This window comes from Pseudomonas sp. MYb60 (assembly GCF_002979555.1).
Classification (GTDB): Bacteria; Pseudomonadota; Gammaproteobacteria; order Pseudomonadales; family Pseudomonadaceae; genus Aquipseudomonas.
In genome coordinates this window covers 256,132-273,014 of sequence record NZ_PCOZ01000006.1, presented here as the reverse complement: position 1 = coordinate 273,014, position 16,883 = coordinate 256,132, and the positions used below count along the sequence as shown (strand labels likewise).

Here is a 16,883-nt window from a genome sequence, read left to right as displayed (position 1 = left end):
TTAGGGCGACGATTATAGCGATTGGCGAGCGTCTGTAAACCCCTGAATTCTGACTATTTTTACAACCCAGCCAGATTTCTCGCATCCCTCCCGCTTTTACCCAAAAATAGTCCTCCCTTGCCCCCTCCGGCAGCCTGTCAAACCCACAACCTGCGCCGCGCTTTCCCACAACGAATCGATTAACAATCCCTATAGCCCACCGGTGCAGGGTCATTAATTTGACGATTTGCCGCTTGTCTAAAAAACAACCAACTTAACCATCAAAATAATGACACTTTGCCTAGGCTGTAACAAAATGCCACCACACAGACGGCGACGAAAAGACTTCGGCAATTTCTCTCCTGCCGACACTTCACGTCTTTAAAAGCCGCGTCGTTCGGGAGCTTGGGCAATGAGCCTTACTGATGATCTTTTAATGCTGTTCGGCAAGAGCGTCAGCCGCGACCCTCAGGGGTTGGCGGCGAGGCTGCACTTTTTCGGCAGTGTTCCGGTGGATGACGGCACGCCGTTTCCCGTGTATGCGGCCAGTGCCAATGAGCACAACCCGCCGCTGGACGCCGCAGTCTTGCGGCCGAAAGTCGTGGCGCTGGTTTCGTTCAACGGCGGTGTTGGCCGCAGCACGCTGGTGACGGCGTTGAGCAGTGGTTTGCAGCGTCAGGGTGAGTCGGTGCTGGCTTTGGATCTGGACCCTCAAAATGCATTGCGCCAACACTTCGGGGTGGATTCCCAGGCTTCGGGCATCGGCACCGCGAGCTTGCTGAACGCGCCATGGCAGCAGGTCCGGCAGGCCGGTTTCGCCGGGTCCCAGGTGCTGACGTTTGGCACCACGACGCTGCAACAGCAGGAAAACCTGCAGCGCTGGCTCAAGCGTGAGCCGCGCTGGCTTGCCCAGCATCTCTCGGCGTTGGACCTGAGCGCGCGCCAAACGGTGATCATCGATACTCCCGCCGGCAATAACATCTACTTCCATCAAGCCCTGAGCGTGGCTGACGTGGTGCTGGTGGTTGCCCAGGCCGATGGGGCGTCTTTGGGCACCCTGGACCAGATGGAGGCAGCACTCGCACCGTATCGCCACGGTGAGCGCGCGCCGCGTGTGCATTTTGTGATCAACAAGCTGGACGAGGGCAATGCCTTCAGCCTGGACATGGTCGAGGCGTTCAAGCAGCGTCTGGGGCATGCCCCGTTGGAAGTGCATCGCGACATGGCCATCAGCGAGGCCTTGGCATTTGGCACTGACCCTCTGGACAGCCATGGGATGAGCCTGGCGGCAGACGATATCGACGACCTTTGCCGATTGCTCAAGGCGCCGAAAAAAGCCGTCTAAACCGCGTTTATACGTTTAACGCCTGATGCTTATGCACAATTGATTGGTCAAGGCTGTCACCGGTCGGTCATTTTGTGGCGCGGTTCTCATCACCGCGCAACTGCCTGTTTTACGTGCGTTTTATCCAGTGTGTAAAAAATGAACAGTACTGCTTTGCAGCCGTCTCACAGACAGCAGCACGCTTGGTAAAAATTTCATCAACAGAGTTATCCACAGGTTTTGCCGCGACGACCCTGCCCTTTAATCGCGCTCGGCAAGCACCATCAGGTTGCGTGGCGTCAGTGCCGGTTCGCAGAAGCTGCCAACGTCCACGCGATAGCCGCTTTCAGTCAGAAACAGTGCCCGATCCAGTACCAGCCACAGCTCCAGCGGGCGCCGAAACAGACCACGGACCAATTCCAGGTTTCTCACCTCGGCCAGTCGCTGCCATCCGTAGGCTTCCAGCGCCGCCCAATCCTGATCACCTGTGGATAACCCCTTGAGGTTGGCCAGTTCCCGGCAGTAGTCGGCAAAGGGTTTGTCCAGCCAACTGGCCGGCAGGGACGGAGTGGGCAGGTACTCGTCGCAGCCGCGAAGCTGGCGTTGCAGGTGATCGAAGCCCAGGCGGCGCGCCATGGACCGGTCCCGCTGCCAGCGCACCCGTTTGCCGGCGGTGACGGTTTCACTCAATGGCAGGCCGAGGTCATCCACAGACAACCGCAGGCTGGACGCCCGACCCGCGCTGGACACGGCGTGATAAGCCTCGGCGTTGATGCGGTTGTAGCAGCAGGGCGCCACGGCCAGTTGTTTGCATCCGGCGGCGCTGGCCAGTTGCAGCAGTCTGACGTGCAGGTCGCCGCACGCGTGCAGTGCGACAGGCGTGTGGTCGGGGCTGATCGCCACTTCGCCCATCACATCCTGCAGGCGATGGGTGACGGGCAGGCCATGGTGTTCGCTCAACGCCTGGCCGGAGGCGATCAGTGCCGGGTCATGTTCCAGGCAGGTGAGGTGTTGCCCGTCTTGCAGCAGGCGCCGACCGAGGTGGCCTTTGCCGGCGCACCAGTCCAGCCAATGCCTGGGCGTTTGCGCAAATTGCAGGGCCGCACCGAACGCTTCGATCTGCTGCCACTTGCGACCGGGCACATCGACGTTCAAACGATGGCGCGCAGGTGGCAGGGGATGGCTCGGTAACTTATCCACAACGCTGAGCTGACGTGCCTGCGCGGCGAGCTGTGGATAAGGCGCGGGTGCCGGCAGGTCGTGGGGGTCGTTGTGACTGGCTTCGGCGTCGGCCAGCGAGCGCTGGCGCAGCCATTGGGCGAGTTCGGGATATGGGTGTTCCCAGGCTAACTGGCGCTGGGTGAAGGGCCGTGGTCGCCACAGCCCCTGGCGTTCGATCAGAAACCGATCCAGCGCCTGGAAGCGGGCTTCAACGTCCCTGGCAGGCATCGACGCGCAGCCAGCGTTCCAGCAGTTTGAAAGCGCTCACCAACAGGTAGGAAATCAGCAGGTAGAACACCCCGGCGGTGAAGAACATTTCCACGGTCAGGTAGTTGCGCGCAATGATCGTGCGCGCCATGCCGGTCAGCTCCAACAGGGTCACGGTGCTCGCCAGGGAGCTGGCCTTGAGCATCAGGATGACTTCGTTGCTGTAGGCCGGCAGGCCGATACGGGCAGCGCGCGGCAGGATGATATAGAACAGCGTCTTGGGCCTGGACATGCCCAGTGCCCGCGCCGCTTCGATCTCACCGGGCGGGATGGCCTGGATGGCACCGCGCAGGATCTCGGCGATGTAGGCCGCGGTGTGCAGCGTCATGGTGGCGGTGGCGCAGAAGAACGGGTCACGCAGGTACTTCCACAGGAAGCTGGAGCGCACCGCGTCGAATTGGGCCAGGCCGTAGTAGACCAGGAACAACTGCACCAGCAGCGGCGTCCCGCGAAAGAAGAAGATGTAGGCGTAGGGCAGCGAGCGCACATACCAGCGCTTGGACGCGCGGGCGATGCCCAGCGGGATCGCCAGGAGCAGGCCGAGGACGACCGCGATGCCGACCAGTTCCAGGGTGAGAATGGCGCCCTGAAAAAACTTCGGCAGCCATTTGATGATGACTTCCCATTCCATTACGTCGTCCTCACGAAGCCGCGGGCGGCGCGTTTTTCAAGGTAGTGCATGCCCACCATCGACAGCGACGTCAGGCACAGGTAAATGAACGCGGCAACGAGGTAGAAGGTGAAGGGCTGGCGTGTGACCGTCACGGCGATCTGCGCGTGGCGCATGATTTCTTCCAGGCCGATGACCGTGACCAGCGCGGTGTCTTTCATCAGGATCAGGAACAGGTTGCCCAGGCCCGGCAGGGCGATGCGCCACATCTGCGGCATGATCAGCCGAGTGAAGATACGAAACTTAGACAGGCCCAGCGCCACGCCCGCTTCGCGATGGCCCTTGGGGATCGAGATGATCGCGCCACGCAGCACTTCCGTGGCGTAGGCGCCGAAACACAGGCCCAGCGCAATCACGCCCGCAGCGAAGGCGCTGAGGGAAAGGTCGGGGATGTCGAACAGTTCGCCCAGTTCGCGCATGCCATTGATGGTGCCGAAATAAATCAGCAGCACCCACAGCAGTTCCGGCACGCCGCGAACGATGGTGGAGTAAGTCCCGCCCACCCATTGCAGCGGCTTGTACGGGGACGTCTTGGCCAGGGCACCGGCCAGGCCGAGGACCAGCCCCAGGCACAGGGCCGAGAGCGCCAGTTTGACGGTCATCAGCGCGCCGGCGGCGAGCGCCGGCACGAATCCGTAGAGATCGAAATTCATGGTGTTTTCATATCGCGGCAGGCAATGCTAAAAGCCGGCGCGCCCCGAGAGGGCGCGCCGGGCATGCCGTTCAGATCATTCGATGCTGAACGGGAAGTACTTGTCGTTGATCTTCTTGTAGGTGCCGTCTGCCTTGATCTCTGCCAGGGCTTTGTTCAGGCGATCGCGCAGTGGGTCGCCCTTGCGTACGGCGATACCGATCTTGTCGCTTTCCACCACCGGGTCGCCTTTGAACTCGTAGGCCGAACCGTCTTTGCTCTTGAGCCACTCGTACTGCACGTACTTGTCGGCCAGGATGCCGTCGAGGCGGCCGGACGTCAGGTCGAGGTAGGCGTTTTCCTGGGTGTCGTACAGCTTGGCCTCGGTGTCAGGCAGCTTGTCTTCCAGGTAGGTGCCGGCCAGGGTCGCGCGTTGTGCGCCGATGATCTTGCCCTTGAGGTAGCCAGCGTCGGTCTTGAAGTCCGCGGTGGCTTTCGGCGCGATGAACTGCAGCTTGTTGGAGTAGTACGGGTCGGTGAAGTCGACGGCCTGCTTGCGCTCATCGGTGATGGACAGCGACGACACCAGGAAGTCGAACTTCTTGGCGTTCAGGGCCGGGATGATGCCGTCCCAGTCGGACACATACACTTCGCACTTCTCGACTTTCATCTTGGCGCACAGGGCGTCGCCGATGTCTTTGTCGAAGCCGACGACGTTGCCGCTGGCATCTTTATTGTTGAACGGCGGGTAGGCCGCCTCGATCCCCATCTTCAATGTTTCTGCCATGGCCGTGGCGCTGAACGCCATCGAGACGGCCGCGGCCAGAAGGAACTTCTTATAGTTCTGCATGCATGTTGCTCCGTTAGCGGTTGCTGGACATGAATTGTTTGCAGCGCGCCGAAAGCGGGTTTTCAAACACCTGCTGTGGCGATCCTTGCTCTTCGACCAGGCCCTGGTGCAGGAACACCACTTCGCTGGACACTTGGCGGGCAAAGCCCATCTCATGGGTGACCAGCAGCATGGTGCGGCCTTCTTCGGCCAGTGCGCGGATCACATTAAGTACTTCCTGGACCATTTCCGGGTCAAGGGCCGATGTCGGCTCATCGAACAGAATGACCTTGGGCTGCATGGCCAGGGTGCGCGCGATGGCGGCCCGTTGTTGCTGGCCGCCGGACAACTGCGCAGGGTAGGCGTGGCGCTTGTCGGCGATACCGACCTTGGCCAGCAGGGCTTCGGCCACTTCGATGGCTTCGGCCTTGCTCTGGCCGAGCACGCGGCGAGGGGCCTCGATGATGTTGTCGAGGATGCTCATGTGCGGCCACAGGTTAAAGTTTTGAAACACAAAACCGATTTCGCTGCGCAGGCGGTTGATCTGCTTGCCGTCGGCGGCCATCAGCTCGCCATTCTTGGCGGCCTTGAGCTTGAGCTCTTCGCCGGCCACCAGGATCTGGCCCTGGTGCGGGTTTTCCAGCAGGTTGATGCAGCGCAGGAACGTGGACTTGCCGGAACCGGAGGAACCCAGGATCGAGATCACATCGCCGTCGCGTGCGGTCAGCGAGATACCCTTGAGTACCTCCAGCTCACCATAGCGTTTATGCAAGTTGCGGATTTCTAGCGCGGGCGGGGCCTCGGCCATGGGGGGTCCTCATTGTGTTCGTTGCGATCTGCGCTGTTGGGCCGCCTTCCTGGCGAGGCGCCAAGCTAGCATAGCGTCTGTTTACCAGCCAACAGCGGCGCGGACGGTATTCCGGTGGCGTGCGGCGGGGTGTCGCATCGGTACAGCAGCGTGTCGCGCCATCAACAACCGAACAACCGTTTGAACCCGGAAAACCGCAGGCTTCGCGTGAAAAAGGGCGCGATGTTGCCAGCTTTGGCCGGGGGTTGGAAGGGTTAACCGGGCAAACGGTGCCTATCAGCCCTTTTATGGGGCGTCACTTACTTTTTGTGTGTGTTTATGGTGCGCAAATGTGCGCTGGAAGTGAGTCGCTCGGTAACGCTATAGCGGAATGCCATTAATCTCAATGACTTGCAGCGTCTGTCCGAGAGTGCTGCAGGCCGCGTCAACGGCGGCTCTGTAATATTTTGGCGCAAATCTTGCGTAAAAAATAAAGAACGACCTGTTTGTTTCTTTTCACGAGAAAGTGCTCAGGCAGGGCGGACCGTTTTCGCAATTCCTCGCAAAGGTGTGTCAATGAGTAGTACGCAAAGCTCCAATGACCTCGAACAGGGGCTCAAACCGCGTCACGTCACCATGCTCTCGATTGCCGGCGTTATCGGCGCCGGTTTGTTTGTCGGCTCCGGCCACGCGATTGCTGCCGCCGGGCCTGCCGTACTGCTGGCGTATGCCGCTGCGGGCACGCTGGTGGTATTGGTGATGCGCATGCTGGCCGAGATGGCTGTGGCGTCGCCGGACACAGGTTCGTTCTCGACGTACGCCGATCGGGCGATTGGCCACTGGGCCGGTTTCACCATTGGCTGGCTGTACTGGTGGTTCTGGGTCCTGGTGATTCCGCTTGAAGCCAACGCCGCCGCGACCATCCTGCATGCGTGGTTCCCGGATATCGCCATTTGGGCGTTCACGCTGGTCATCACCTTGTTGCTGACGGCGACCAACCTGTTCAGTGTGAAGAACTACGGCGAGTTCGAGTTCTGGTTTGCGTTGATCAAGGTCGTGGCCATCGTGGGCTTCGTGATCCTCGGTCTGGCAGCGATCTTTGGCTTCCTGCCGACCAGCCAGGTCAGCGGCGTTTCCCATCTGTTCGACACCCAGGGCTTCATGCCCAACGGCATGGGCGCAGTATTGGCTGCGATCCTGACCACCATGTTCTCGTTCATGGGTACCGAGATCGTCACGATCGCGGCGGCCGAATCGAAGAACCCGGGCCAGCAGATCACCAAGGCCACCAACTCGGTGATCTGGCGGATCGGCCTGTTCTACCTGCTGTCGATCTTCATCGTCGTCTCCCTGGTGCCATGGAATGATCCGACACTGGCTGCGGTAGGTTCCTACCAGACCGTGCTGGAGCGCATGGGCATCCCGAACGCCAAGTTGATCGTGGACCTTGTGGTGTTGGTTGCCGTGACCAGTTGCCTGAACTCGGCGCTGTACACTGCTTCGCGCATGCTGTTCTCCCTGGGCCGTCGCGGTGATGCACCGGCCGTGGCCAAGCGCACCAACAAGAGCGGCACGCCTTACTGGGCGGTGATGTTGTCCACAGGCGCTGCGTTCCTGGCGGTGTTCGCCAACTATGTGGCACCGGCGGCAGTGTTCGAATTCCTGCTGGCCAGCTCTGGTGCCATCGCGTTGCTGGTGTATCTGGTGATTGCGGTGTCGCAACTGCGCATGCGCCAGAAGCGCACGGCGGCGGGCGAGAAGATCGTCTTCAAGATGTGGCTGTTCCCGGGCCTGACCTATGCGGTGATGGTGTTCATCGTCGGTACGTTGACCATCATGCTGTTCCAGGAGGCGCATCGCGTCGAGATCATCGCGACCGGCGTGTTGAGCTTGCTGGTGGTGGCGGCGGGGCTGATGGTGTCGAGTCGTCGCAAGGCGCAAAAAGCAGGCGCTGGCGTCCTCAATTGACGCAATGCGCCCGTTGAAGCGCAGCTGAACCCTGTGGGAGCCGGGCTTGCCCGGCTCCCACAGGGTTGGTTGGCGTCAGTCTTCCTGGTTGGTCAGCGCCTGGGACGCCGCCACGTAATCCGCCTGGAACTGCGGCGATTCGATCCACGCCAGGGCGGCAGCTTCGTCGTCGTTGTCGGTCAGCCACTGGTGGTACTCGATCAGCACCGCGAAGATAAAGTCTGTCGCCTCTTCCTCGCCTTCCTGCTCCAGCACCAGCGCCAGCAGCGGGTGCGCCAGGAACACCGCGCACAATGCCTGCTGGCTGGTCTCGCCGGCGGCGCGCATCTCGATGAACAGGTCGATCAAGTCCACCGATTCAAGATCTATGCGGCTGTCATCGCCGGAAAAAGCGTCCGGCTTGGTCGCCACGGCGCGCTGGGTTCGGTTTTGCTTGGCCTTGGTCTTGGCCCGCTGGGCGCGTTTTTGCTGCTTGTTTGGCGAGGCCATGGGCTCGACGTCCTTGGGTTCTGGATCTGGGTGGGCTATTGAAGCTCAGGTTGGGGCAAATCCCAAGCGGTTCCAGTGATGGCTCGACATAGGGGGCGAGGGCTCGACCTGACGCCTGCAGATGCTTAGGCTTGCGCTTTTGCCCGCGACTGGAATGTTCAGATGACCCGCGACACTCTCGAACACAACCAGATCCCCCTGTATTTCGTCGCCGTCTTGCTGGCCGCGGCGTTCGGTCTGTTCGCACCCTCGTTGGGCCATGGCCTTCATGCGTTGATCACGCCCGCCATTGCCGTGCTGATGTACGCCATGTTCTTGCAAATCCCGTTTCTGGCGCTGCGCCAGGGCTTGGGCAGCAAGCGCTTCATGGCAGCGTTGCTGCTGGCCAATTTCGTTCTGGTGCCGGTGCTGGTGTGGGGGCTGACGCGCGGCCTGGTGGAGCGCCCGGCGCTGTTGGTGGGGGCGTTGCTGGTGTTGCTCACGCCGTGTATCGATTACGTGGTGGTGTTTACCCATATCGGCAAGGGCGATTCGCGGTCGATGCTGGCAGCGACGCCGGTGCTGTTGCTGCTGCAATTGGTGCTACTGCCGGTGTACCTGGGCTTGATGCTGGGGCCGCAGTCGGAAGTGGTGGTGGAGGCGGGGCCGTTTGTCGAGGCGTTCCTGTGGTTGATCGTGCTGCCGATGCTGCTGGCGGTGTTGACCGCATACATGGCGCGGCGATCAAAGGTCGTCAGTGCTTGGAGCGCGGCCTGGTCCTGGTTGCCGGTACCGGCCATGGCGCTGGTGCTGTTCGTGGTGATCGCTTCGCACATCACGTCCGTGGTGCGTGATTTCAGCCTGTTGCTGCCGGTGATTCCGGTCTACCTGGGGTTCCTGATGCTGGCGCCTTTGGCGGGAGTGCTGGCCGCGCGGCTGTTCGCGTTGCCGGCGGGAACCGCACGTGCAGTGACGTTCAGCGCATCGACGCGCAACTCCCTGGTGGTGCTGCCCCTGGCACTGGCGTTGCCCGAGGATGTGCGCGGGCTGGCGGCGACGGCAGTGATCCTGCAAACCCTGATCGAGCTGGTGGGGGAGTTGATCTACGTCTGGCTGATCCCCCGATGGGTGTGGCCCGCAGGTCGTTAGAAATGTGAATGTTCGGGTCTGTTCAGGCGCTATTCAGCAGGGTGACCGGCACCCTACGTCATCGCCCCACACCTGACAGGTCTACCGATGGATCACCGTAGCCGTTTTCGCCTGGAATCCCTGGGTATTTTCCTGTTCGCCCTGTTGCTGTTCACGCTCGGGATCTGGGACCAGCAGCCCCAGGGGTTTGACGGACGCTGGGCGCTGTTCCTGCAGGAAATGTTTCGCCATGGTGCGAGTCTTTTCCCCACCACTTACGGCCAGCCCTACGCGGACTACCCCGGTACCGCGACGGTCTTCAGCGTTGTATTGGCGCGGCTGTTCGGTGAGCCCAACCATTTGGCGAATGTATTGCCTACCGCCCTGGCATCCGCCGGTGTCGTCGCGCTCATGTACCGCTTGCTGGCGCCTTCGAGTCGCCAGTGGGCGCTGCTCACGGTGTTGCTGACCTTGCTCACCACCCAATTGCTCGAAAAGTCCCGTTCGGTCTGCCTGGATCAGATGGTGGCGCTGCTCTGCGTCGGGAGTTTCTACCTGCTGCAAAACGGCCGGCGGTTTGCCGTGTTTGCACTGTATGCATTGGCATTTGCGATACGCGGCCCGCTGGGGCTGATCGAGGTGTGCGGCGTGGCGTGTGTACATTCGGCGTTGGGCGCGCCTGGGCAGCGGGTCAAGCGCGTGTTGATTCACGGTGTGGTCGGCCTGTTGCTGCTGGCGCTCTGCTGGTGGCTGTTGATGAAGCTGGCGCGGATCAGCGGTGGCGATGCGTTCGCCAGCGAAGTGTTCAAGATGCAAGTGGGTGGGCGGCTGGATGAGATCGGTGAGCCGTTCTACTTCTATTTCCAGTTGGGTCTGTACCGCTATTTCCCCGTGGTGCCGTTGGCGTTGGCGACGATGGTTGCGTTGCGTCATCGCTGGTCCGAGCGGTTCGCGGGCGATATGCAGTTGGTCGTGCGCCTCGGCGCTTGCGGCTTGATGATCTTGCTCGGTTTGTCGGTGCCGCACTTCAAGCGCGCCTATTACATCCTGCCCATGGTGCCGATGTTTGCCGCTGTCGCCGCCTACGGGCTGCTCCAGGCGCAACGTTGGCTTGCAGGCGTGCGACGCTGCTACGAAGGGCTTGTCGCGGCGCTGCCGGCGTTGTGCGTGGTTGTAGTCTTTGTCTGTCGACAGGCATGGCAAAAGCACGGTTACTGGCCGGACGTTTCGCTGCCGTTGCTGATTGGCGTGCTGGTGATGTTGCAAGCGGCCGCGTGGATTGCGTGGCGGCGCATGGCGCGGTTGGTGTGGCTCAGCCTGATCGCCGTGCTGGCGCAGTGGGTGTTGCTGGTGGTGATGATCGAGCCGGCCAAGGATCTGCAGTTTGATACACGCACGTTCGTCGGTCAGGTTGAGGCACTGCGTGCTCAGACGCCCGGGCCGTTGGTGTTTGTAAACCTGGGGCGGGACACTTGGGCGGTGCGCTACATGATGAACCTTAGCCGCGACGAGCAACCGCTGTTTGTCAGCGGTGACCAGATCGGGCAATTGAATGCGTTGCCGCGACCGTCGTGGGTGATCGTGTCACGCAAGGAGGCGGCACTGTTGCAGGGAACGCCGCTGGAAAGCGCGGCCCCGAGTTTCGAAGGACGCTTGAATGACAATCCGTTGAGGGTGTTTTTGTTGCGGTGAGCTGCTGTGGCTCAGGAGATAAAAATGCAGGCAACAAAAAACCCGCACTAGGCGGGTTTTCTGATTGTTTTCACGTGATGTTGACACCACCTGAAAGCTGAAGGTGGTGCCCAGAGACGGAATCGAACCGCCGACACGGGGATTTTCAATCCCCTGCTCTACCGACTGAGCTATCTGGGCAACGGGGCGCATTAAACGGGTTTTTCAGGGGGTCGTCAAGCAAGTTTTCAAAAAATATTTAATTATTACCGTCGCTTACGTGCCGACCCCGGTTTTTGATCAATTATTGAGCAGGTGGCACGTAGCCGTCGGCCTTGGCGTAATCCTCGCCGGAAAAGAACTTGTCCATCTCGCCCGCCAGGTATTTGCGGTCTTCGGCGTTCATCATGTTCAGGCGTTTTTCGTTGATCAGCAGGGTCTGGTGTTTCAGCCAGTCGGCCCAGGCCTTGGCAGAGACGTGCTCGAAAATGTCCTGTCCCTTGGCGCCGGGATACGGAGGGCGTTCCAGGCCTGGCAATGCTTCTTTGTATTTGCGGCACATGATGGTGCGGGTCATGACGAAACTCCTGCATTCAATACGTCGGCCGCGCGCTTCAGCAATTTCTTTACCGGGGCGGCAAGGCCCAGGCGCGGCGGGGTGGCGAGGTTATACCAGAGCCAGTCGGCCTCGGCCACGTGATGGGCGGATTCCTCGACCTGGACCAGCCAGGGTTCGATGGCCAGCTGAAAGTGGCTGAACGTGTGGATCAGCCCTGGCAGTGCCTGTTGGTTTCCCAGTTCAAGCGCGTGTTGGTTGGCCAGGTGCTCCAGGTCCTGGAGGTCGTCCAGTTCCGGCAAGCTCCACAGGCCGCCCCACAGCCCTGTCGATGGGCGACGGTAAAGCAGGATCGCGCCCTCGGCGTTCGCCAGCATCGGCATCAGCGTGCGTTTCTGCGGGAGGGTCTTGCGCGGCTTGGGGATCGGGTAGCGGGTCTCCAGGCCCAGCATGTGGGCTTCGCAGCCTTTTTCCAGCGGGCACAGCAGACAACTGGGCTTGCTGCGGGTGCAGAGCGTGGCGCCCATGTCCATCATCGCCTGGGTGTAGGCATTGACGCGATCATGCGGCGTGAAGCGCTCTGCGGTGGCCCACAGCTGCTTGGCGACCTTCGGCTCGCCCGGGTAACCCTCTTGCGCGGTAAAGCGCGCCAGCACGCGCTTGACGTTGCCGTCGAGGATCGGTGCGCGCAGGCCCATGCTCAGGCTGGCGATGGCGCCCGCAGTGGACAGGCCGATGCCCGGCAGCTCGGTGAGTTTTTCCACGTCCCTGGGAAACTCGCCGCCGTATTCGGCCACGATGATCTTCGCGGTCTTCTGCAGGTTGCGCGCCCGGGTGTAGTAACCCAGGCCCGTCCACAGGTGCAGCACTTCATCTTCCGGCGCAGCTGCCAGGGCTTCGACCGTGGGCAACGAGGCCATGAATCGGTCGAAGTAGTTGAGCACGGTGCTCACCTGGGTTTGTTGCAACATGATCTCCGACACCCACACCCGGTAAGGCGTTATGCCCTGTTGCCAGGGCAGGTCATGGCGACCGTGGCGGTCGTACCAATGGAGCACCGCCGCTGAAAATTGCTCGTTTCTCATCGATTGAACAGGCCTTTCAGTGCGTCTTTGAGCTTCGGGTTGACCTTGTCGAGTTTCTCTTCAAGCTTCTCGTTGAGGCGATTACCCGCCGCCTTGATCGCGACCTGGCCGAGGCCGTCCTTGTCCAGGCGGCACGCCTTGGCGCCCAGTTCCAGCGGGCCGCGGCAGCGCAGCGGGACTTCGATGTTCTGGAAGTTGGAGCCCACCTGGCACGCCGGGTCTGGTACGGCGCGCTGGTCGCCTTCGACGATGATGCCCACGCGGTAATCCATGCCCAGCACGCGCAGGTCGACGTCGCCGTTGCCGTTCACCAGCAGGCCGGGGATACGCACTTTGAGGTCCGGGTTGCTGGCCACGCCGTTGCGGAAGGTCAGGTTGCCCTTCAACTCCTGGAACGGGGTGTCCTTGCCCTGGGGCGTGGTGCTCAGTGTCTTGCGGTTGAGCAGGGCGATGCCGGTGCACAGCTGCTGCTCGATGTTGGCGTTGAGCAGCACGCCGTTGTTGATCACAAAGCTGGCGGTACCGTTGAGGCTGTCGATCAGGGCTTTCTGGCTGTTGCCACGGCCGGTGAGGTTGCTGTCGAGGGTGACCTGGCCCTTGACCGGCGGTGTTTGCCCCTGGGCTTGCAGGATGCGTTCGACCGGCACTTGCTTGATCTTGCTTTGCAGCGCCAGTACGGGAATGTCCTGGCGGACATCAAGGTTGCCATTGGCCTGGAAGGTGCCGTTGTAGAGGCCGCCGCTCAGGGTTTCGAGCTTGAGCTGGCCGTCGATGCCGGTGGCTTTCAGGGAGGCGTTCTGGATGGGCAGTTTGCTTAGGGTCAGTTGGCCGAACGAAAGGTCGGCATCCACGTCCAGGGTGCGCAAGCGAGCCAATGGCAGCAGCTTGTCGGTGCTCCACGCACCTTTGGTCGGAGCGTCCGGCAGCGGAGTGGTGCCGCCTGCGGCCATGGCGCCGGCTTCGCTGCTCTGCACTTCGGCCTGGCGTGCGGCGCTGGCGCCCTTGGCGGATTCGGACTTGGCCGGCAGGTAGTTGTCGGCGTTGAAGGTGTCGCCCTTGAGCTGGACGCGCAGGGACTGCTTGGCGAAATCGTCCACGGCAATGCGGCCGGAGAAGGTGCTTTCGTCGACCTTCAGGTTCAGGTTGTCCAGCGCCACACTGGTGGGCGTGCCCTTGAGGCGGCTGACCAGCTCGACCTTGCTCAGGCTGCCCTCGGCCATGGGCGGCAGTGGGTGGCCGACGCTGTCGAGGAACTTGGCCAGGTCGAACTGGGCGATGGACAGGGCGCCGCTGAACTGCGGGGTCTTGTCCAGGTCATTGACCTTCAGTTCGCCCAAGGCGCGCAACTGGTTGGCCGAAAGCTTCAGGTTGGTCCATTCGGCGATGTTGGCCGCCTGGTCCACCAGCAACTGGCCCTGGGTGGAGAAGGTCACGGTCTTGCCTTGCAGCGGCTCGCCCGTGGCTTCGCCGGTGATCTTCATGTCTTCGAACTGATAGCGCTTGAGTGCGCGCTGGATACGCAGGTTGCCGTTGAGCTCGGTCTTGACGCGCATCACCGGCTGGTTGCTGCCGAAGAAGGCGGTGAGTTTCACCGGAATGCTGGCGCCCTCATGCACGGCGCCGGCGCTCAGCTGGATGCTTTCGGCGCTGAACTGCTTGCCGGTCTGCTCGTCGTTGTATTCGATGCGGGCGTTGTTGACCGTCAGGCTGTCGATGTCCAGGCGGATCGGCTGCGCCGGCTTTTCCGGTTTGACCTCAGGCGTCGGCTCGGCAGCGACAGGCGTCTCGGCAGCGCCGGCCACTGGCGCGTTCTTGCCAATGTCTTCCCAGTTGCCGTGGCCCTGCTTGTCGCGGTTAAGGCGCAGGTTCAGGCCTTCGACGCGCACGTCGCTCATCTGCACTTCGCGGCGCAGCAGCGGCAGCACGCGTACGGACAAGCCAAGCATCTGCAGGTCGGCGAACGGTTGCGTCGGCGCGGTCAGGGTCGCCACGCTGGCTTCATGCAGTTCCAGGCCGAGCCAGGGAAACAGGCTCCAGCCGATATCGCCATTGAGCGTCAGCTCGATGTGGGCCTTGTCGCGGGCAATCTGGCGAATTTCTTCTTTGTAGTCGTTGGGATCGAAGAGGTGGGTCAGGGCGAAGCCCAGAGCCACAATGATCAGCAACAGCCCGAGAAGTACCAGACCCAGGATTTTGCCGAACGCTTTCATGGGCGAGTCCTTGTATGTCGATTTCAAAAATTAGCCGAAGAGTATAACGCCCGAAGCCCGGCGTCAGTTCGCGGATCGTTACATTGTATCCACGGGCGCGAAAACGGCTTTTTGGCGCCAAACAAACAGATTTGCGCAAAAAGGTGATGTCAGTTTGATTTTTCTGTCATCCACAGGTGCTAATCTGCGCGGGTTCGTCTGCCTTCTGCGACACAACGTCGCGCACAAATGGAGCTTCACTCAACAACAACGGCCAACGCTTTGCGTGCAAGGCCGAGGGAGAGAGCGCCTGACGGACACATACTAACAACTGGGGGAAACACCAATGAGCACTAGCACTGCGGCAGGTTCATCTGCTGCAAAGCCTGCGTTCCTGTCCAAGGAACGCATCATCGCCAAGCCCGGCTTCAACCGCTGGCTGGTTCCGCCGGCCGCCTTGGCCATCCACCTGTGCATCGGCATGGCCTACGGTTTCTCGGTGTTCTGGCTGCCGCTGTCGAAGGCGCTGGGTATCACCAAGCCGCTCGCCTGCGCGCCGGACATGAGCTTCATCGCGCAAGTCTTCTCGTCCCAATGCGACTGGCCCATTTCCATGCTGGGCTGGATCTACACCCTGTTCTTCATCTTCCTGGGCTGCTCGGCGGCTATCTGGGGTGGCTGGCTGGAACATGCCGGGCCACGCAAGGCCGGTGTTGTGTCGGCGCTGTGCTGGTGCGGTGGCCTGCTGATCTCGGCGCTGGGTATCTATACCCACCAGATCTGGCTGATGTGGATCGGCTCCGGCGTGATCGGCGGTATCGGCCTGGGCCTGGGCTACATCTCGCCCGTATCGACCCTGATCAAGTGGTTCCCGGACAAGCGTGGCATGGCCACCGGCATGGCGATCATGGGCTTCGGCGGCGGCGCAATGGTGGGTGCCCCACTGGCGGCGGCATTGATGGGCCACTTCGCCACGCCTGACAGCGTGGGCGTATGGCAGAGCTTCCTGGTGATGGCGGCGATCTACTTCGTGTTCATGATCGGTGGCGCATTGTCCTACCGCGTGCCGCCGACCGGCTGGAAGCCTGAGGGCTGGACCGCTCCGGCTAAAAAAGCCAGCAACGCGATGATCACCCACCGTCACGTGCACGTGAACGTGGCGTGGAAAACCCCGCAATTCCGTCTGGTGTGGCTGGTGCTGTGCCTGAACGTCTCCGCCGGTATCGGCATCCTCGGCATGGCTTCGCCCCTGTTGCAGGAAGTGTTTGGCGGCAAACTGCTGGGTGTGGACGTGCCGTTCGGCCAACTGGATGCGGGCCAACTGGCTTCCATCGCAGCCATCGCAGCGGGCTTCACCGGCCTGTTGAGCCTGTTCAACATCGGCGGGCGCTTCTTCTGGGCGTCGTTCTCCGATTACCTGGGCCGTAAAAACACCTACTTCGTGTTCTTCGCCCTGGGCTTTGCCCTGTACGCGCTGATCCCGAACCTGGGTCACCTGGGTAACGTAGCGCTGTTCGTGGCAGCGTTCTGCATCATCCTGTCGATGTACGGCGGTGGTTTTGCGACCGTTCCGGCCTACCTGGCCGACCTGTTCGGTACGCAAATGGTCGGTGCGATCCACGGTCGCCTGCTGACCGCCTGGGCTGCGGCTGGCGTGCTGGGCCCGGTGCTGGTGAACTACCTGCGTGAATACCAGCTGAGCATCGGCGTTGAACGCGCCGCGGCCTATGACATCACCCTGTACATCCTGGCTGGCCTGCTGGTGCTGGGCTTTATCTGCAACCTGCTGGTGCGTCCAGTGGCCGACAAGTACTTCATGACCGACGCCGAACTGGCCGCCGAGCAGGCGCTGGGTCATGACAAAGGCGCGGACGCCACCACTTCCCTGGAGTGGAAAGCGGCGCCTGGCAGCGTGCCGATGGCGGTTGCTGCCTGGCTGGTGGTGGGCATCCCGTTGGCGTGGGGTGTGTGGGTGACCCTGCAGAAAACCGCAGTACTGTTCCACTAACACCGTAAAACCGTTGTGGGCACGGTTCCTGTGGGAGCCGGGCTTGCCCGCGATAGCATCAGCTCGGAGAAACCGAAAACCGAGGTGTCCGCATCGCAGGCA

14 protein-coding genes and 1 tRNA gene are annotated in these 16,883 nt (G+C 61.6%); 5 read left to right on the top strand and 10 right to left on the bottom strand.

Annotated elements, in window-relative coordinates:
- The first annotated feature begins 391 nt into the window (after positions 1 to 391).
- Positions 392 to 1,324: a cellulose biosynthesis protein BcsQ gene (bcsQ, locus tag CQ041_RS12785; protein WP_105522185.1), complete on the top strand. Its 933-nt coding sequence runs from the start codon at positions 392 to 394 to the stop codon at positions 1,322 to 1,324.
- A gap of 240 nt (positions 1,325 to 1,564) precedes the next feature.
- On the opposite strand, the gene CQ041_RS12780 is transcribed toward bcsQ, so the two are convergent.
- From CQ041_RS12780 to CQ041_RS12760, 5 genes are all read right to left on the bottom strand, one after another.
- Positions 1,565 to 2,752 carry a methyltransferase gene (locus CQ041_RS12780; RefSeq protein WP_105522184.1) on the bottom strand — a complete coding sequence of 396 codons (1,188 nt, stop codon included), beginning with the start codon at positions 2,750 to 2,752 and terminating at the stop codon, positions 1,565 to 1,567.
- A complete protein-coding gene (locus tag CQ041_RS12775; RefSeq protein WP_105522183.1) occupies positions 2,733 to 3,422 on the bottom strand; it encodes an ABC transporter permease in 690 nt (229 codons plus the stop codon). The genes CQ041_RS12780 and CQ041_RS12775 overlap by 20 nt, the downstream gene beginning before the upstream one ends.
- Positions 3,422 to 4,114, bottom strand: coding sequence for an ABC transporter permease (locus CQ041_RS12770; protein ID WP_105522182.1), 693 nt, complete (start codon positions 4,112 to 4,114; stop codon positions 3,422 to 3,424). Before CQ041_RS12770 ends, CQ041_RS12775 begins: the two co-directional genes overlap by 1 nt.
- A 75-nt stretch (positions 4,115 to 4,189) precedes the next feature.
- Positions 4,190 to 4,942 carry an ABC transporter substrate-binding protein gene (locus CQ041_RS12765; protein WP_105522181.1) on the bottom strand — a complete coding sequence of 251 codons (753 nt, stop codon included), beginning with the start codon at positions 4,940 to 4,942 and terminating at the stop codon, positions 4,190 to 4,192.
- Between the two features lie 13 nt (positions 4,943 to 4,955).
- Positions 4,956 to 5,729 (bottom strand): ABC transporter ATP-binding protein, encoded by a 774-nt coding sequence (locus CQ041_RS12760; RefSeq protein ID WP_105522180.1) that lies wholly within the window; start codon positions 5,727 to 5,729, stop codon positions 4,956 to 4,958.
- Between the two features lie 555 nt (positions 5,730 to 6,284).
- Between CQ041_RS12760 and gabP the strand changes: the two genes are divergently transcribed.
- Positions 6,285 to 7,676, top strand: coding sequence for a GABA permease (gene gabP / locus CQ041_RS12755; protein WP_105522179.1), 1,392 nt, complete (start codon positions 6,285 to 6,287; stop codon positions 7,674 to 7,676).
- Between the two features lie 75 nt (positions 7,677 to 7,751).
- On the opposite strand, the gene CQ041_RS12750 is transcribed toward gabP, so the two are convergent.
- Positions 7,752 to 8,165 carry a hypothetical protein gene (locus CQ041_RS12750; RefSeq protein WP_105522178.1) on the bottom strand — a complete coding sequence of 138 codons (414 nt, stop codon included), beginning with the start codon at positions 8,163 to 8,165 and terminating at the stop codon, positions 7,752 to 7,754.
- A 162-nt stretch (positions 8,166 to 8,327) separates the two neighbouring features.
- Here CQ041_RS12750 and CQ041_RS12745 point away from each other — a divergent pair, with 162 nt between their 5' ends.
- Positions 8,328 to 9,293, top strand: a complete 966-nt coding sequence (locus tag CQ041_RS12745; RefSeq protein ID WP_105522177.1) for an arsenic resistance protein — start codon at positions 8,328 to 8,330, stop codon at positions 9,291 to 9,293.
- Positions 9,294 to 9,380: 87 nt separating this feature from the next.
- Positions 9,381 to 10,964 (top strand): hypothetical protein, encoded by a 1,584-nt coding sequence (locus tag CQ041_RS12740; RefSeq protein ID WP_105522176.1) that lies wholly within the window; start codon positions 9,381 to 9,383, stop codon positions 10,962 to 10,964.
- Between the two features lie 104 nt (positions 10,965 to 11,068).
- Here CQ041_RS12740 and CQ041_RS12735 read toward each other — a convergent pair.
- From CQ041_RS12735 to CQ041_RS12720, 4 genes are all read right to left on the bottom strand, one after another.
- A tRNA-Phe gene (locus tag CQ041_RS12735) sits at positions 11,069 to 11,144 on the bottom strand.
- A gap of 103 nt (positions 11,145 to 11,247) precedes the next feature.
- The gene (locus CQ041_RS12730) at positions 11,248 to 11,520 is read right to left on the bottom strand and encodes an oxidative damage protection protein (protein ID WP_105522175.1); all 273 of its coding nucleotides are present in this window, start codon (positions 11,518 to 11,520) and stop codon (positions 11,248 to 11,250) included.
- A complete protein-coding gene (mutY, locus tag CQ041_RS12725) occupies positions 11,517 to 12,584 on the bottom strand; it encodes an A/G-specific adenine glycosylase (RefSeq protein WP_105522174.1) in 1,068 nt (355 codons plus the stop codon). Before mutY ends, CQ041_RS12730 begins: the two co-directional genes overlap by 4 nt.
- Positions 12,581 to 14,794 (bottom strand): AsmA family protein, encoded by a 2,214-nt coding sequence (locus CQ041_RS12720; protein ID WP_105522173.1) that lies wholly within the window; start codon positions 14,792 to 14,794, stop codon positions 12,581 to 12,583. Before CQ041_RS12720 ends, mutY begins: the two co-directional genes overlap by 4 nt.
- Before the next feature lie 325 nt (positions 14,795 to 15,119).
- Between CQ041_RS12720 and CQ041_RS12715 the strand changes: the two genes are divergently transcribed.
- Positions 15,120 to 16,781, top strand: a complete 1,662-nt coding sequence (locus CQ041_RS12715) for an OFA family MFS transporter (protein ID WP_105522172.1) — start codon at positions 15,120 to 15,122, stop codon at positions 16,779 to 16,781.
- Positions 16,782 to 16,883: the final 102 nt, after the last annotated feature.

Bases quoted from the DNA above. Each gene is read 5' to 3' on its own strand.
- bcsQ (WP_105522185.1), top strand. From the start codon at position 392: ATGAGCCTTACTGATGATCTTTTAATGCTGTTCGGCAAGAGCGTCAGC.
- CQ041_RS12780 (WP_105522184.1), bottom strand. From the start codon at position 2,752: ATGCCTGCCAGGGACGTTGAAGCCCGCTTCCAGGCGCTGGATCGGTTT.
- CQ041_RS12775 (WP_105522183.1), bottom strand. From the start codon at position 3,422: ATGGAATGGGAAGTCATCATCAAATGGCTGCCGAAGTTTTTTCAGGGC.
- CQ041_RS12770 (WP_105522182.1), bottom strand. From the start codon at position 4,114: ATGAATTTCGATCTCTACGGATTCGTGCCGGCGCTCGCCGCCGGCGCG.
- CQ041_RS12765 (WP_105522181.1), bottom strand. From the start codon at position 4,942: ATGCAGAACTATAAGAAGTTCCTTCTGGCCGCGGCCGTCTCGATGGCG.
- CQ041_RS12760 (WP_105522180.1), bottom strand. From the start codon at position 5,729: ATGGCCGAGGCCCCGCCCGCGCTAGAAATCCGCAACTTGCATAAACGC.
- gabP (WP_105522179.1), top strand. From the start codon at position 6,285: ATGAGTAGTACGCAAAGCTCCAATGACCTCGAACAGGGGCTCAAACCG.
- CQ041_RS12750 (WP_105522178.1), bottom strand. From the start codon at position 8,165: ATGGCCTCGCCAAACAAGCAGCAAAAACGCGCCCAGCGGGCCAAGACC.
- CQ041_RS12745 (WP_105522177.1), top strand. From the start codon at position 8,328: ATGACCCGCGACACTCTCGAACACAACCAGATCCCCCTGTATTTCGTC.
- CQ041_RS12740 (WP_105522176.1), top strand. From the start codon at position 9,381: ATGGATCACCGTAGCCGTTTTCGCCTGGAATCCCTGGGTATTTTCCTG.
- CQ041_RS12730 (WP_105522175.1), bottom strand. From the start codon at position 11,520: ATGACCCGCACCATCATGTGCCGCAAATACAAAGAAGCATTGCCAGGC.
- mutY (WP_105522174.1), bottom strand. From the start codon at position 12,584: ATGAGAAACGAGCAATTTTCAGCGGCGGTGCTCCATTGGTACGACCGC.
- CQ041_RS12720 (WP_105522173.1), bottom strand. From the start codon at position 14,794: ATGAAAGCGTTCGGCAAAATCCTGGGTCTGGTACTTCTCGGGCTGTTG.
- CQ041_RS12715 (WP_105522172.1), top strand. From the start codon at position 15,120: ATGAGCACTAGCACTGCGGCAGGTTCATCTGCTGCAAAGCCTGCGTTC.